The sequence below is a fragment of the Arthrobacter subterraneus genome, assembly GCF_900099735.1.
Classification (GTDB): domain Bacteria; phylum Actinomycetota; class Actinomycetes; order Actinomycetales; family Micrococcaceae; genus Arthrobacter_D; species Arthrobacter_D subterraneus.
In genome coordinates, this window is the sequence record NZ_FNDT01000007.1 from 91,727 (window position 1) to 106,376 (window position 14,650).

At 64.4% G+C, this 14,650-nt stretch carries 12 protein-coding genes; 1 reads left to right on the forward strand and 11 read right to left on the reverse strand.

The genetic code is table 11. The features are described 5' to 3' along the window. Window positions 1-36 precede the first annotated feature (36 nt). The 7 genes from BLS52_RS09765 to BLS52_RS09795 form a co-directional block, all read right to left on the reverse strand. Complete coding sequence (locus BLS52_RS09765) at window positions 37-774, reverse strand: GntR family transcriptional regulator (protein ID WP_175460139.1); 738 nt, start codon at window positions 772-774, stop codon at window positions 37-39. Window positions 775-896: 122 nt separating this feature from the next. Next, a complete protein-coding gene (gene phnE / locus BLS52_RS09770) occupies window positions 897-2,627 on the reverse strand; it encodes a phosphonate ABC transporter, permease protein PhnE (RefSeq protein ID WP_090586356.1) in 1,731 nt (576 codons plus the stop codon). A gap of 18 nt (window positions 2,628-2,645) precedes the next feature. Further along, window positions 2,646-3,488 carry a phosphonate ABC transporter ATP-binding protein gene (gene phnC / locus BLS52_RS09775; RefSeq protein ID WP_090586359.1) on the reverse strand — a complete coding sequence of 281 codons (843 nt, stop codon included), beginning with the start codon at window positions 3,486-3,488 and terminating at the stop codon, window positions 2,646-2,648. Between the two features lie 88 nt (window positions 3,489-3,576). Then, window positions 3,577-4,521, reverse strand: a complete 945-nt coding sequence (locus tag BLS52_RS09780) for a phosphate/phosphite/phosphonate ABC transporter substrate-binding protein (RefSeq protein ID WP_245702785.1) — start codon at window positions 4,519-4,521, stop codon at window positions 3,577-3,579. A 233-nt stretch (window positions 4,522-4,754) separates the two neighbouring features. Continuing rightward, a complete protein-coding gene (locus BLS52_RS09785; protein WP_090586498.1) occupies window positions 4,755-6,398 on the reverse strand; it encodes a cytochrome b/b6 domain-containing protein in 1,644 nt (547 codons plus the stop codon). Between the two features lie 3 nt (window positions 6,399-6,401). Beyond that, window positions 6,402-7,388 carry an electron transfer flavoprotein subunit alpha/FixB family protein gene (locus BLS52_RS09790; protein WP_090586363.1) on the reverse strand — a complete coding sequence of 329 codons (987 nt, stop codon included), beginning with the start codon at window positions 7,386-7,388 and terminating at the stop codon, window positions 6,402-6,404. Window positions 7,389-7,398: 10 nt separating this feature from the next. Then, window positions 7,399-8,175, reverse strand: coding sequence for an electron transfer flavoprotein subunit beta/FixA family protein (locus tag BLS52_RS09795; RefSeq protein WP_090586365.1), 777 nt, complete (start codon window positions 8,173-8,175; stop codon window positions 7,399-7,401). 291 nt (window positions 8,176-8,466) lie between these two features. On the opposite strand from BLS52_RS09795, the gene BLS52_RS09800 reads away from it, so the two are divergent. Further along, entirely contained in the window at window positions 8,467-9,714 is a 1,248-nt protein-coding gene (locus tag BLS52_RS09800; RefSeq protein ID WP_090586367.1) for an MFS transporter, read from the forward strand. A 44-nt stretch (window positions 9,715-9,758) separates the two neighbouring features. On the opposite strand, the gene BLS52_RS09805 is transcribed toward BLS52_RS09800, so the two are convergent. The 4 genes from BLS52_RS09805 to BLS52_RS09820 all read right to left on the reverse strand — a co-directional run bounded on the left by BLS52_RS09805 (window position 9,759) and on the right by BLS52_RS09820 (window position 14,610). Further along, window positions 9,759-11,240, reverse strand: a complete 1,482-nt coding sequence (locus tag BLS52_RS09805; protein ID WP_090586369.1) for a flotillin family protein — start codon at window positions 11,238-11,240, stop codon at window positions 9,759-9,761. Between the two features lie 139 nt (window positions 11,241-11,379). Continuing rightward, a complete protein-coding gene (locus BLS52_RS09810) occupies window positions 11,380-11,580 on the reverse strand; it encodes a hypothetical protein (protein WP_090586372.1) in 201 nt (66 codons plus the stop codon). A gap of 56 nt (window positions 11,581-11,636) precedes the next feature. Then, window positions 11,637-14,090, reverse strand: coding sequence for an ATP-dependent DNA ligase (locus BLS52_RS09815; protein WP_090586373.1), 2,454 nt, complete (start codon window positions 14,088-14,090; stop codon window positions 11,637-11,639). Window positions 14,091-14,130: 40 nt separating this feature from the next. Continuing rightward, window positions 14,131-14,610, reverse strand: coding sequence for an SRPBCC domain-containing protein (locus tag BLS52_RS09820; protein ID WP_090586376.1), 480 nt, complete (start codon window positions 14,608-14,610; stop codon window positions 14,131-14,133). Window positions 14,611-14,650 lie beyond the last annotated feature (40 nt).

A 14,650-nucleotide genomic window follows, 5' to 3' on the forward strand; every position in this document is an offset into this window, starting at 1 on the left:
GACGGGCGGAACCGGGACGGCCCGGACCGGAGCTGCTCAGAGCTGCGCGAGGGGCCTGCCACCGGGGACGGCATCAAGTTCAAAGATCATCCGGACCACGTCCGGCCGGGTCCAGGCCGAACTGAACATCAAAGGCTGATGGGTGTCGCCGTCGTCGGTAAGGCTCTCCACGCTCCAGGCCTGGCCGCCGTACGGCAGATCCAGTTGTTCCGCAATAGTGTCCGGAGGCACATCCAGCATGCCCCGGGTCAGGGCCCGGATGGGATGATGGCCTTTGGCGCGCAGGATTTCCTCCACCGACTCAATGACCGGGAGCGCCACCTCGATGTCCTCCATGACGCCGGTGTTGATCCATTCATCGAAATAGACTGCTATGCGTCCGTTGATCCTGCCCAGCCGCTCGAGGCGCGTCAGTGTGGTGCCGGCAGCGCAGCCGAAGTAGTGGGCTATGCGTTCCGGCACCGGCTGCGGCCCGCCCGAGATCAGGGAAGTACGTGCTTCACCGCCCGCATCCCGGACAGTCTGGTGCAGGGAGGGGCGCCGGGAATGCGAGATCACATAGTCGATCCGCCTATTCACGTAGGTGCCGGAACCTTGTACGCGCCGGACCAGGAACCGGGCCTCCAGCTCAACGATCGCCTGGCGGGCGACGGAACGGCTCACTCCGAAACGGGATGCAATCCTGTTTTCACTGGGAATTTGTGACCCGGTCTGCAAGGACTGTATCTCCGCGGCGATCTGCGCAGCCACGTCCCTGCTTTCGATGGAGCCCATGACCGCTAGATTAAATGACCGGAAGGCATGCCGCACCGCCGCCGGGTGACCGAACGGTGAACACGAGCCCAACATCCGGAAAATCTCCCCGGCCTATGCCGTTCCAACTATTGACGGTGCCGCTAGTGAACCGCCTTCCGGATCCACAGGGATATCGCTTCAACGGTGAGCACCACTACCAGCACCAGCATCACGATCGTGGTGACGACGTCGAACTGCATGACCCGGGAGGCGTTCAGCAGCAGGAAGCCGATACCGCCGGCGCCGACGATGCCGAGCAGTGTCGCCGCCCGGATGTTGCTGTCCAGCAGGTACATGATGTGCGCAACGAACGCCGGGGCCGACTGCCGAACTGTTGCCGCGAAGAACACCTGGGTTCGCGAGGCACCGTGCGCCTGCACGGCCTGCTGAACCCGTACATCAGTTTCCTCTAGGGAGTCGGCTACCAGCTTGCTGAGCAGCCCGACGGCGCCGATCGCCAGCGCCAGGGCACCGGCCACGCCGCCCAGTCCGGTGATCACCACAAAGATGATCGCCACGATGAGTTCCGGCAGGCCGCGGATGAAAACAATCAGTACGCGGAAGAAGGTCTGCACGGCCCGGTTTGTCACCACATTGCGGGCAGCGAAGATGCCGATGGGCACTGCCAGGATCGATCCCAGGAGGGTGGCGGCCAGTGCGATCTGCACGGTCACGAGCATCTCGCTGAGCAGCACCGGAAGGAGGTCTCCGCCCGCCGGCGGGAAGAACGCACCCAGGGTGGTCGGCGCATTAGCGAGACCATAACCGAGAGCCTCCCAAGAGAACTCCGCTCCGATCAGGGACAGGAAGACAATGGCCAGAACCGCACTCATCGAGAGGAACCGGCGTACGCGGTCAGCGTTCCAGGGCGGCGCAATTGGCCTCGCACCGGCGTCGAGCCCTTCTGACGTGCCAGTTTTCTTCTGGCCTCGGGAGACCCAGTTCTCCGACACCCTGTCGGCCCAGGAAACTGTACGGTTGCGGCTACGTGAGCGGTCCCCTCCCAGCAGCGCGGCACGGATGGCTCCTGATATGAGTTCGACGGCGATGCACAGCAGCAGGACCACGAGGGCCAGAGCCATACCGCGCTGATAATTCAGGCTTCTCAGGGCGGTCGCGATTGCCAGCCCGATACCGCCGATTCCGACGTAGCCCAGGATCACCGAGATCCGAAGGTTGATGTCGAACCGGTGAAGTGCGGTCGCAATGATCTGGGGCATCAGCGGGATCAGTATGCCCGATACGATCTGCTGCACCCGGCCGCCGCCGGCAGCCCGGATCGCTTCCTGCGGCCCATTGTCCAGTTCTTCCACCGCGTCTGCGTAAAGCTTGCCGATCATGCCCACCGAGTGAAGGCCCATCGCCAGAATCCCGGGAAGCGCACCGAGACCGAAAATCCGGAGAAAGATGATCGCCAGAATCAGGTCGGGGACTGCGCGCGCAAGCACGATGATCACCCGGGCGCCGGTACGGCTGTACTTCCCGGATGTGGTGTTCCAGGCAGCGAACAGGGCAACCGGGACGGAGATGAGGACGGCAAGCACGGTGGCGAGCACCACAATGGCGAGTGTCTCGAAGATCAGGGCGGCCAATTCACCGGCAGGCGGAAAATCCAGCGGAAACATTCGCGCCAGGAAGTTTGTCGCATTACTGATGCTGTCCATCATGGTGGCGAGGTTGATCCGGAGCTCAACGGTGGACCACACGGCCGCGCAGAGCAGGAGCAACAGCGTGACAGCCACTGCGATCGAGTTCGGCGTGGGTGGCGGTTTCCTCGGAAGGGAACGCTCGGATGCGCCGTCAGGACGGGGTATGGAGGTAATGATAGACATGGGGTTCCGCAGTCTGCGCTAACCGGCCAGGGACTTCATGGAAGCCTCCGGCGACGGCGTCGCTACCTTCGAGTAGATCTGGAGCGCTTCGCGCTGGTCGATGGATGCACTGGCACGGTCCAGCACCACGCGCCCGGCCTGGAGACCGAGAATACGGTCGGAGAATTCCAGGGCGAGTTCCACCTGGTGGAGGCTGCAGATCACCGTCAGGTTCTCTTCCCGGCTGATGCGCTTGATGAGTTCGATCACCTGCGCACTGGAGACAGGGTCCAGGGACGCGACGGGTTCATCAGCGAGCAGGACGTCCGGTTTCTGGATCAGTGCCCGGGCAATGCCCACGCGCTGCTGCTGGCCGCCGGAGAGGGTGTCAGCACGCTGGAACGCCCGGTCGGCCAGGCCTACCCGTTCCAGCTGCTCCATGGCTTCCACGCGCACGGACCGCGGATACATCAACAGGCTGAGCCGGGGGCCCCTGAGGCTTCCCAGCTTTCCCGTGCAGACATTTTCGAGGACAGACATGGGACCGACGAGATGGAAGTTCTGGAAAATGAAACCAATACGACGCCGGATACTGCGCAGTTCGGCATCGCCGGCGTTTTCAATCCGCTGGCCCAGGACGGAAATCTCCCCTTCGGTGGGGCGCTGGAGGCCGTTGATGTGCCGCAGCAGGGTGGACTTGCCGGAGCCGGACAACCCGAGCAGGACTGTCACCTTTCCCGCTTCGAAGCCGGCGCTCACGCCGTCGAGGCCCAGGACGGTGGGACTGAAACGCTTGGTGACGTTTTTCAGCTCCACGTCATAGCGCGGCTCTTCACTCCGGACCGGTGCCTGTGCTTCACGCGACTGCACAAAAGAAGACATGTTTACCTCAGGTTGGCTGAATTGAAAGCTGGTTCCGGGTCGGTGGTGCCACAGGCACCACCGACCCGGTCATGGGGAAGAACGACGGTCAGGCCGCGTTGCAGGCTTCTGCTTCGGTCGTCTCGCAGACCTTGCGTACGCCGTCGTAGTCTTCATCGGTGACGGGAACAAAGCCCCAGGTGGATTCCTCGGGGAGCACGCAGGACTCCTCGTTCTCACAGATCCCGGACTCGACGAGGTACTCCACGTTGGCCTTCTCGGTCAGCGCGGTGCGGATGGCCTCCTGCGTTTCGGTGTCAAGGCTCTCCGTGTTCATGGCCAGGGGTGAACCCATGATCATCTCGGATTCCCACACGCTCTCCAGGGCCCCCTCCTTGAGCTGGCCGCTCTCGACCAGGATCGACGGGATGGCGTCATATGCGAAGCCGGCGTCGCACTGGCCGCTGTCGATCGCGATGGCGGAGGCGTCGTGTCCACCGGCCATGATGGGCTCGATATCTGCCTCCGGGTCGATACCCGCTTCGAGCAGGCCGGCCGAGGGGTAGAGGTAGCCGGAGGTGGAGGCCGGATCCACGAAGCAGATCTTCTTGCCCTTGAAATCCTCCAGGCTTTTGATGTCGGAGCCTGCCGGTGCCCAGGCGTGCGACTTGTAGCCGGGCTCCTCGTCCGGAGCGTCAACCAGGGAGGCGACCGGATCGATAGGCACTCCACTGTCCTTGGCGATCTTGTAGGAGAAGGGGCCGTACCCGGCAAGGTCGATCTGCCCGGCACGCTGGCCCTCGATGACCGCACTGTAATCAGTGGCGTCCTGGAATTCGACCGTTTTGCCGGTCTCCTGCTCCAGCAGCTCGATGATGACCTCGTACTGGCTCTGAAGGCTCTCGGACTCCTCGGAGGGAACTGCGGCAAACACAATCGTGTCGTCGCCGCCTGCTGCGGATGCATTGCCTGCAGGTTCCGCCGCGCTTTCGCCGCACGCTGCGACCAGGAACAGGGACGCGGCAGCTAGCAAACCAGTCGCGGTGCGACTCATGGAACGGGACATCGTTTCTCTCTTCTGAGTTGTTGGCGTCTTCTCGTGACGCCTTCCATTGAAGACGCCGCCAGCTTCGCCGGTCCCACGGGAACCTGAACAGAAGGGAAAAACGCATGAACGGTTTGGCTATCCTCGCCAACAACTCCACCGAACCTATTGATCCAGGCGTTGGAACCTGTATATACGGCTTTGAACTGCCCTCCGGCTCCCGTTCCCGCCTGAGTCAGCCGTCAGCGTGAACTGACCCGCCCGAAAATCCCCGCAATGGGTGCCAGTACGACGGGCCGTGCTGCTATCCACGCACCGACAACCAGCAACAGCGAGGCGAAGAAAATTCCGAAGCCCACCCAGTTCACAGCGTCCTGGCCACCGTAAATATGGTTGAGGTTGCGCAGCGCACCCGTGGCGAACACGAGGGCCACGTGACCGATAATGAAAGCGATGAAATAGAGCATCACCGGGAAGTGCACGGCCCGCGCCCATTCGACCGGGTAGATCCGGTTGAGCGTCGCGGCCTCGCGGGGCCAGAGCCCGGACATCCGCGCACCGGAGACCGCAGCGAGCGGGGCCGCGATGAAGATGGTGACGAAGTAGGCGAGCATCTGCAGGCTGTTGTAGTTCACCCAGCCGTTCTCGGTTGGCCAGTCCAGGGAAATGTATTGGATCAATGCGGACAGGGCGTTGGGGAGGACCTCCCACGTGGTCGGGACCAGCCGCATCCAGTGACCGGTGGCGAAGATCAGCACCACAAACACCAGCCCATTCAGGAGCCAGAGGATGTCGAGGGCCAGATGAAACCACAGAGTGAGGCTAATCTTCCCGTTGCCCGAAGACTTTTTCGGCGTCCAGTAACCGGGCGGTCGGGTTTCACGCCGGACCTGCAGCCCCGACCGGATAATCAGGACAATCAGGAAGAAGTTGAAGAAGTGCTGCCACTGCACCCACGCGGGGAACCCGGGCTCAGCGCCCCCGGGCAGTTCGGTTTCGCCCGGGTAGGTGCTCAGGAAGTCCTGCATGAATCCAAAGGTTACGAGCCAGCGCGTAAGTAACACGGCGGAAAGCGCGACCGCCAACAGACCTGCGGAGCCAAGCAGCAGGCGGGTGGTGCGGCTCCGCCGCCCGACCGTTTTCGCGACGTTCCCCCTGACATCCTCCGCGTCCTGATGGACCGGCGTCTGGTCGAGTGGTCCTGTCCCTTCAGGCACTGGCTCCCTAACGGGCGGTGCAGGCGCGCCAACGGGCGGCACAGACTCGATGGCAACCGGCGCACGCTTGCTCATCAGCGCCGAGGCCGCCGCCATTCGCTCCGGGGATCTTTCGACGACGGCGGTCGGCGGCGGCCACGGCTCGCCTCCCGGAACGCGGGGCAAACCGCGCCGCTGCAGTCGCATGGCGCCGACAGGTTCCGGAGAAGCAGCCGGAGCGGAAGCGGGGGCCGGAGCGGCAGCTGCTGCTGGACCGGCTCCGGCGGATGGAACGGAATCAGCGGAGGAAGCGGCTTCCGTGCCCGCTCCCGCGTCAGGTGCCGCGCCTGGCAGCGCCGCCGGCCCGCCTGCGAGAAGCGGCCACGGTTCCCCTCCGGGCACCCGGGGAAGCCCCCGGCGCATCGAACGAACCGGAGAGTGTGCTGCCGGCTGCTGCACTTCACTCGCAACCGGCTCACCCTTTTCGGGAGAGACCTCAGGAATCGCACCGGGCCCGGCCTGCCCACCGGGAGGTGCCGTCGTCCTCTCCGGCACCGGATCGGGGAGAGACTGACCGGCGTCGGCGTCAGCGTGGTGCAGGGTGGTCGGGACTGCGTCCGCAGGCGGCCAGGCTTCTCCGCCGCTCCGGCGGGGAAGCCCCCGGCGCACTGTGCGACCGTACGTCGCCATCACCTATGCCTTCCGCGCAGACAGGGCAGCGATCAGCTGGGGCACTACCGTAAAAACATCCCCGACGACGCCGAAATCTGCAATATCGAAGATCGGCGCGTCCGGGTCCTTGTTGATGGCGACAATGGTTTTCGCCGTCTGCATGCCGGCCCGGTGCTGGATGGCCCCGGAGATCCCTATCCCGACGTACAGTTGCGGCGAGACGGAAATGCCGGTCTGGCCGATCTGGTAGCTGTTCGGCACCCACCCGGCGTCCACCGCTGCGCGGGAGGCTCCGACGGCCGCTCCGAGCACATCGGCCAACTCCTCCACGAGAGCAAACTGCTCCTGCGAGGCAAGCCCGCGGCCTCCGGCCACAACGCGTGCCGCACCGCGGAGTTCAGGGCGGGACGACGTCACGGCGCGTTCCTCAAAAGACTCGATGGTTGCTGCGGCAGCGCCCGACGGCGTCACGGACAGCAATTCAACCTGCGGCGTTGTGGCTTCCGCCCGTACTTCGACCGCGCCTTCGCGGACCGTGACCACCGGTGGACCGAAGGTGGGTGCGCAGTCCACCGTGTAGGCGCCGCCATAAACGGAGTGATGCGCCACGATGCCCTCCTCGTCGCGTGCGATTCCGACGGCGTCGACGGCGAGCGCCAGGCGGGACCGTGCGGCGAACCGTCCGGCGATGTCACGTCCGTCAATCGAGTTGGAGACCAGGATCGCATCGGGGCGGACCAGGTCCGCGGCGGCGGACAAAGCATCGACCGTAGGCACAGCCAGCGAGGAGGAGTCGGTGCCGGGATCCGCAGTGAGCGCGAAAGCGGCGCCGAGTTCTCCTGCTGCCTGTGCAGCACTGGCTGCTCTGTCGGCACCGGTCACGATCAAGGCAACCGGGGTTCCGACGTCCGAGGCCGCACCCAGCAGACCTGCCGCACTTCTCGCCAGGGCGCCCGACGGCATCACTTCGATGAGTACGAGGATCGCGTCTGCAGGAAAGGCTGTCATCATCGGCCCCTTAGGCGAGTCGGTTCTGGACGAGGAACTCGGCGAGTTTCTCGCCACCGTCACCCTCGTCAACAATCTTTGTCCCGGCGGCGCGTGGGGGGCGTTGGGAGACGGCGAGCATGATGGACCGCGGGGTGTCGAGCGCCTCGGGGTCGATTCCCAGGTCCGCGGCTGTCAACGTCTCGACCGGCTTCTTCTTCGCCGCCATGATCCCCTTGAAGTTGGGAAACCGCGCGGCCGGAAACCGGTCGGTAATTGAAATCACTGCTGGCAGTTCGGCCGTTACCCTCATGCTCCCGCTATCGGTTTCTCGGATTCCGCTGACCCGGCCGTCGGAAATGTCGACGGAACTCAGGGTGCTTGCGTGCGGTACCCCGAGCAATTCGGCGATCATTGCCGGCATCACTCCTCCAAGCCCGTCGGTAGAAACGTTGCCGGCGATGATGAGATCGAAACCGGCACGGCGGATCGCTGCCGACAGGATTTCGGCGGTCAGTCCCAGGTCAGCGCCCGCCAGTTTCTCATCGGCAATATGGACGAGCCTGTCAGCGCCCATGGCTAACGCCTTGCGCAGCGTGGCCGTGGCTGTTGTTGGGCCCATGGAGACGACGGTGATTTCCACATCGTCGATCTGGCCCGCCTGCGCCACCGCCAGTTCAAGCGCACGTTCTCCGATCTCGTCGAGCACGGTCTCGCTTTCACCGCGCTCGGCAAGTCCTGTCTCGAGGTTCAGTTTGCGCTCGCCGTAAGTATCCGGCACCTCTTTCATCAGAACAATGATCTTCATTGACCCTCCTCGGTGTCTGCAGTCGTCGCCAGCCCCATGCGCCACGATTCTCTCCAGCACGCCCCGACAAACTGAGTGAAGGAGCATTAACCGAAAACCGTCTGCACCGAGGATACCGCGACTGGGGTACTGTTGACATATATCGATACTTGTCAATTTCCCACATGAGGGCCGAGCGAAAGCGGGCGCTTAGCTGATGCCTAATTCAGTTGCCAACAACCCACAGGGATTCCGCAGCAGACAAATCCCCCTGTCCGGGATGACCGCCATGACTGCCCGGGTGGGCTGACAGTGGGCCTCACCCAAAGGTTCACAACCAAGCGGGGCTACGTCGTCACCGGTCTCGGCATCGGGCAGATCCTGTCGTTTGGATCGACCTTCTACCTGTTGGCGGTTCTCGCCGAACCCATCGTCACCGATACCGGGTGGTCAAGTTCCCTGGTGGTAGCGGGCGTTTCGTTGGGGCTCGTGATAGCGGGGCTCGGGTCACCACGGGTGGGCGCCCTCGTAGCAGGCAACCACGGACGCACCGTCCTGATCGCCAGCGCCCTGCTGCTGGCCCTGGGTCTGGCGGTGCTGGGTTTAGCCCCCACCCTATGGTGGTACTTGGGCGCCTGGGTGATCCTTGGGCTTGGCATGAGCGGAGGACTCTACAGCGCGGCGTTCGCAGTTCTGGGACATACTTACGGGCCCGCCGCACGCTCGGCCATCACCCTTCTGACGCTTTTCGGCGGATTCGCCAGCACAATCTGCTGGCCGCTCAGCGCCTTGCTGGTTAACGAGATCGGGTGGCGCTGGACCGCCCTCGCCTATGCGGGAGCGCACCTGCTGGTCACCGCGCCCCTATACGCGTTCACCATCCCCCGCCGACCCTACACACCGGCCCACAACGAAGTACCCGTCCGCCCCAGTACCGAGGTTCAGCGGTCCGCTGCACCTCACTGGTCCCTGATAATCCTGATCGCGACCATCTCGACCCTGGGTATGGCTACTGCCACTGTGATATCGGTGCACATGTTTTCATTGCTGGCAGGCATTGGAATCGCAGGCACGGCGGCCGTGGTCATGGCAGCAACCATCGGTCCCTCACAGGTGGGTGCCAGATTTGTCGAATTGGTCGTCGCGCGTAAGCATCACCCGCTCTGGACCCTGCTGGCTGCGACCCTCGCCTTGGCGGTGTCCATCAATTTCCTCGGCGCCGGGCTTCTGGCGCCGGCGATCCTCCTCGTCGTCTACGGGGTAGGCATCGGGTTGATTTCCATCGCCAACGGAACCGTGCCGCTGGCCATGTTCGGCCAAGACCAGTACGCGCGAATCATGGGCCGCATCGCCCTGCCGTCCCTCCTGGCTCAGGCAACGGCACCAATCGTAGGGTCACTGCTCATTGAAAACGTAGGCCACAGAAACACCTTGGTGGTTCTCGGTGTTTTTGCGCTCCTGGCTTTCATGCTGACCACCTTGCTGATGTTTCTCCACCCTCGGACACGTAAGGCCGGGGAGACAGCAACAAAGCAGCTGGCGCCGACCGCTTCTATCTAGCTATCCGGCGCCACGGCTTTCCCGATGAGGTTGGAAAGTGCGCTCTACGGTTTGGCTTCCGACGGTGCGGCTGTGGGCTTTGTGCCGTTGTTCCCCCAGTTGCGGAGCATTTCGACGGCGTCCAGCCCGGTGGTGTCCTTCAGCAGCTGGAATGTCTGGTGCAGCCCGCTGCTGACGTTCCTGCTGAGCTGGCTTGCACCGTCGCTGGAAATGACGGTCATGTTGTCGACGGCGGACATGGGTGCGGCGATCTCGCGGGCCACCAGCGGCAGCATCTCCATGACCTTGTTGAGGACGGCGGCGTCGTTGAACTGCTCGTAGGCACGTGCCTGCGCTTCGATACCCTGTGCTTCCGCGATGCCCTTCTGGCGCACGACGTCGGCCTCAGCCTCACCACGGACCTTGATGATCTCAGCCTCGGCAGCACCGTTGGCGCGGGTCACAGCGGCGGCGGCGTTGCCGCGGGCGGTGCTGGCTGCAGCCTCGGCTTCGGCAGCCACCTTGTCACCCTCGGCAGTCAGCCGGCGCTTGGTCAACAGGACCTCGGCCTCGACCTGGTCGGCTTCCGACTGGCGTTTGCGCTGCTCGAGCTTTGCTGCCGCTTCCTGCTCCACGCGGTACTTGTCCGCATCCGCCGGCTTGCGGATCTCGATGTCGAGTTCCCGTTCACGCAGCTCCGCCTGGCGGGAGGTCACCTGTTGCTCCTTGAGCAGGATCGCTTCCTTCTGCTCAGCAGCGGCGAGCGGCCCGGCGGCGTCGGCCTGCGCCTGGCGGGCGTCGGCCACTTCCTTCAGCTCGGCCCGGCGGATGGCCAGGCGCTGTTCGGCGAGCGCTACCTGCTCGTCGGCGATGGCGGCGGCCTCAGCTGCTTCCTGGGCCGCGTTCGCCTCGGCGATCTTGGCGAGCTTCTCGGCCAGCGCGGCCTCGGGGCGGCCGAGGTTGGTGAGATAACTGGAATCATCGTTGACGGACTGGATCTGGAAGGTGTCGATCACCAGGCCCTGGTTGTGCATGGAGTGCTCGGCCTCTTCCTTCACACTCTTCGCGAAGGACGCACGATCCTTGATGATCGAGTCAACGGTGAGGGTACCCACGATGGAACGCAGTGATCCGGACAGGGTCTCCTGCGTGTAGTGGTCAATCTGGTCCTGCTGGTTCAGGAAGCGCTGAGCCGCGCGGCGGACGGCTTCCTCGTCCCCTCCCACCTTGATCTGGGCCACGCCGGTCAGGTGCAGCTTGATCCCGTTCTTGGAAATGCCCTCGATCTGGAGGGTCACCTGCCGCGATGCCAGCGAGATCGAGAACGCACGCTGGGTGAACGGGTTGATGAAGGTGCGCCCGAACACCACCCGCTGGCTTTCCTGATTGCCCTTGCCCGTGATGATGAGAGCTTCCGACGGGCTCGCGATGCGCAGGGCCATGCGCGCAATGACTGCGGCAATCAACCCCAGAATCACCACCGCGCCGACGATCACCGCAAGCGTGATCAACAGACCAATATCCACAATTCCCCCAGGTAGACTCATCCCGCGCACGCTCCTGTGCGCCATATCGGACGCTACACCAAAGATTCCCGGCGGCCATCAGCAATTCGGACTATCCACAGCCCGGGTGCGCAGGCGACGGCCGCGCAGGGGGCAAGCGCCGTCGTCGGGCACTGGCTAGTCAGGCGCCTTCGCGCCGGGCATCTGCCCAGCTTTCGGCCGCGGCAAGCTGCCTGCGGGCAGCAGCGACCACTGCGTCCGGCCGTGGATTCCGCCAGGCCTGCTCGAGATCGAAGAGTGCGTCCGAGACAGCGCGGCGGGCAGCAGCCAGAATGGTTGAATCATCCGCCGGAGCGGTCTGGGTTACCTGGATGGTGCTCATAACACCTATTCGTACCCGCGGGACCTTGGGATTTCTGTGTAATCCGATAAACGGCCTTAAATCGCGACGACGACGTCGGACGGTTTCTTGTCCGGCCGCCACCCCCGCCAGACCGGGTGGCGCAGCTTGCCGCCGGACGTGCGTTCGCTGAACTGCACCTCACCGACCAGGGCGGGCCGAACCCACCGGGCATCGGCGGCGTCGGGGGCCGGCACGTCATCCAGCGGGGCGGTCTTACGGGCCATTTTCTTCAGCCGTGATCCGATCTCCGCGAGCTCCCGCTCCGTCAGGCCGGAGCCGACCCGCCCGATGTACTTCAGGTCCACGCCGTCCGGGATCGCCACCAGCAGCGACCCCACCTTGTGCGCGCGGCTGCCCTTGCCGGGCCGCCAGCCGACGACGACGACCTCCTGGGTCAGCGAATGCTTGATCTTCACCCATGACTCCGACCGGCGTCCCGGTGAATACGTGCTGTTCACCCGCTTTGCCATGATCCCCTCAAGGCCAAGTTCCTTGCTGGCGTCGATGGCCTCGTCGAGTGTCGCGTCGAGGGCGGGCGGCACCTGGATATGGCCGTCGCCGGGCGCATCCACTGCCTGTTCGAGGACCTCCCGGCGCTGTGAATACCCGAGGTCCAGCAGGGAGTTCCCGTCCAGGTGGAGGAGGTCGAACAGGAGGAAATGCACGGGAGTCCGCTTCCTGGCCGCGTCGATGTCGGACTTCTTGGTCAGGTTCATCCGTCCCTGCAGCAGGCCGAAGTCCGGGCGGCCGGCCTTGTTGATGGCGACGATTTCACCGTCGAGCACTGCCTGTTCACCATTGACGTAGCTGCCAAGGTCCGCCAGTTCCGGGTACGCCTTGGTCAGGTCATTTCCGTTGCGGCTCAGCAGCCGGGTTCCCTCCGGCGTCACCGTTGCGACGGCCCGGATGCCGTCCCACTTCATCTCGAACGCCCAGTCATCCCCGGACCGCACGATTCCCGGGGAACCCGTGGTCGCCAGCATGGGTTTCAGGGTGGGCAGATCCTCTATAGTCCGCTGCGTGAACGCGGGCGGTGACGGCTGGCCGGGTTGTTCCTTCATGAGGTGGATCAGCCAGTTCTTCTCCGCCGAATCCGTGGCGCCGCCCGTGTGGATCAGGGCAAACCTGCGCACGACGTTTCCGCCCTTGGCCAGTCCGCCGTCCTCGCGGCCGTGCAGCGTGCAGATGACTTCCTTGCCCGGCCGCCACTTCTCCGCTTCATAGGTACCCGCGTCCCAGATGTACACCTCGCCGGCACCGTACTCACCCCTCGGGATGGTGCCCTCGAACGATCCGTAATCCAGTGGATGGTCCTCGGTCTGCACTGCGAGATGGTTCACGCCGCTGGACGTGGGCGGGCCCTTGGGGATGGCCCAGGAGACCAGGACGCCGTCGCGTTCCAGCCGGAAGTCGTAGTGCAGGCGGCGGGCGTGGTGCTCCTGGATGACAAAGCTGTTGCCGCCGGCCTCCCCCACCGTGTCCGGGACCGGTTCCGGCGTCTTGGAGGCGTCCCGCATGGAACGGTACGTGTGCAGCCGGTCGCGGGCGCCGTCGTCGTGCTGGTCGGTTGAGGGGACCGCGGCGGGATCTGCGCGGCCGGTGTCCATGTCCGCCAGCAGATCACCGTGCCCGGCAATGCGTTCAATGACCTGGTGGTAGTCGAGGTGGTCCAGGTCCGGGCTGTCGAGTTCCTCCCAGGTCCGTGGTGCCGCAACCGTGGGGTGGACCTTCCCGCGCAGGGAGTACGGGGTGATGGTGGTCTTGTTCCGGTTGTTCTGGCTCCAGTCCAGCAGTACTTTTCCGCCGCGCAGCGACTTCTTCATGTCGCTGACCACCAGGTCCGGATGGTCCGCCTCCAGGACGCGGGCCAGTTCCTTCGCGACGGCGGACACCTCGTCCGAGGTCTGCTTGCGGTCCAGCGCCGCGTACAGGTGGATGCCCTTGGAGCCGCTGGTGACCGGCCGCGGGTCCAGGCCCATGTCGGTGAGGATGCTCCGGGCCAGCCGGGCCACCTCGGCGCATTCGAGCAGCGTGGCTCCGGGACCGGGGTCGAGGTCCAGCACCATCCGGTCCGGATTGTTAATCTCACCGTTCGGCCCGAACTGCCACTGCGGGACGTGGATTTCGAGTGCGGAAATCTGTCCCAGCCAGGTCAGCGTGGCCAGGTTGTTGAGCATCGGGTAGACGTTGGTGTGGTCGCTGTGCTCGATCCCGTGGCGCTCAATCCACGACGGCGCGGACTTGTCCAGGTTCTTCTGGAAGAACACCTCTCCCGGCTTATCCTCCGTGCCGACACCGTTCACCCATCGCTTCCGGGTGACCGGCCGGTTTCGCGCGTGCGGAATAAGGCAGTCGGCAACGGCGGCGTAATAGGCCAGCACGTCTGCCTTGGTGGTGCCCGTCTCCGGATACATCACGCGGTCGAGGCTGGTCAGCTTCAGACGGCGCCCATCGACGGTGACCGTCTGCTGCGCGCTGCCTGGAGCCATTTCCCCAGTCTTGTAGGGATGCGCGCTTTACGCCAGTGGGCTACCCGAGCTGGTCCTCGTACCGTGCGACGTATTCGTCCCACAGCGCCGGGTCCTGCCCCAGCGGGCGTTCATTCAGGTAATCGTCCAGGCCCATCAGGGTGAGGTGCCAGCCGGCCGCAGTGCGGGCGAGGTCCTGGCCCTCCGAGAGGGTGTTGGTGAGCGTGAGGAGGCTGCCGCCGTCGTCGTCGTCCTCGATCTCCCAGCGCAGGACTTCCTCATCCCAGGTGTAGGCGAGAAGCCGGGGCTTCTCCGCTTCCAGGACGGTGCCTTCCATGGCCTTCTGGCCGGGGAACTTGAAGGTGACCACGGCGCCGGTACGCGGGAGGATATCGAGCTGGCACGGGAACCAGTACCTGAGCTTGTCCGGCTCGGTGAGGTGCTTCCACAGCACCCTGGCGGGTGCGTTGAAGCGCATCTCGAACCAGAGGGCAGGTTCTCCATCGGCAAGCGTCTTGGTAACCATCGGTTCGGAGTTCACCTAAGCAATCGTAGACCGGCGCGCGTCTTCACTGGTTCAC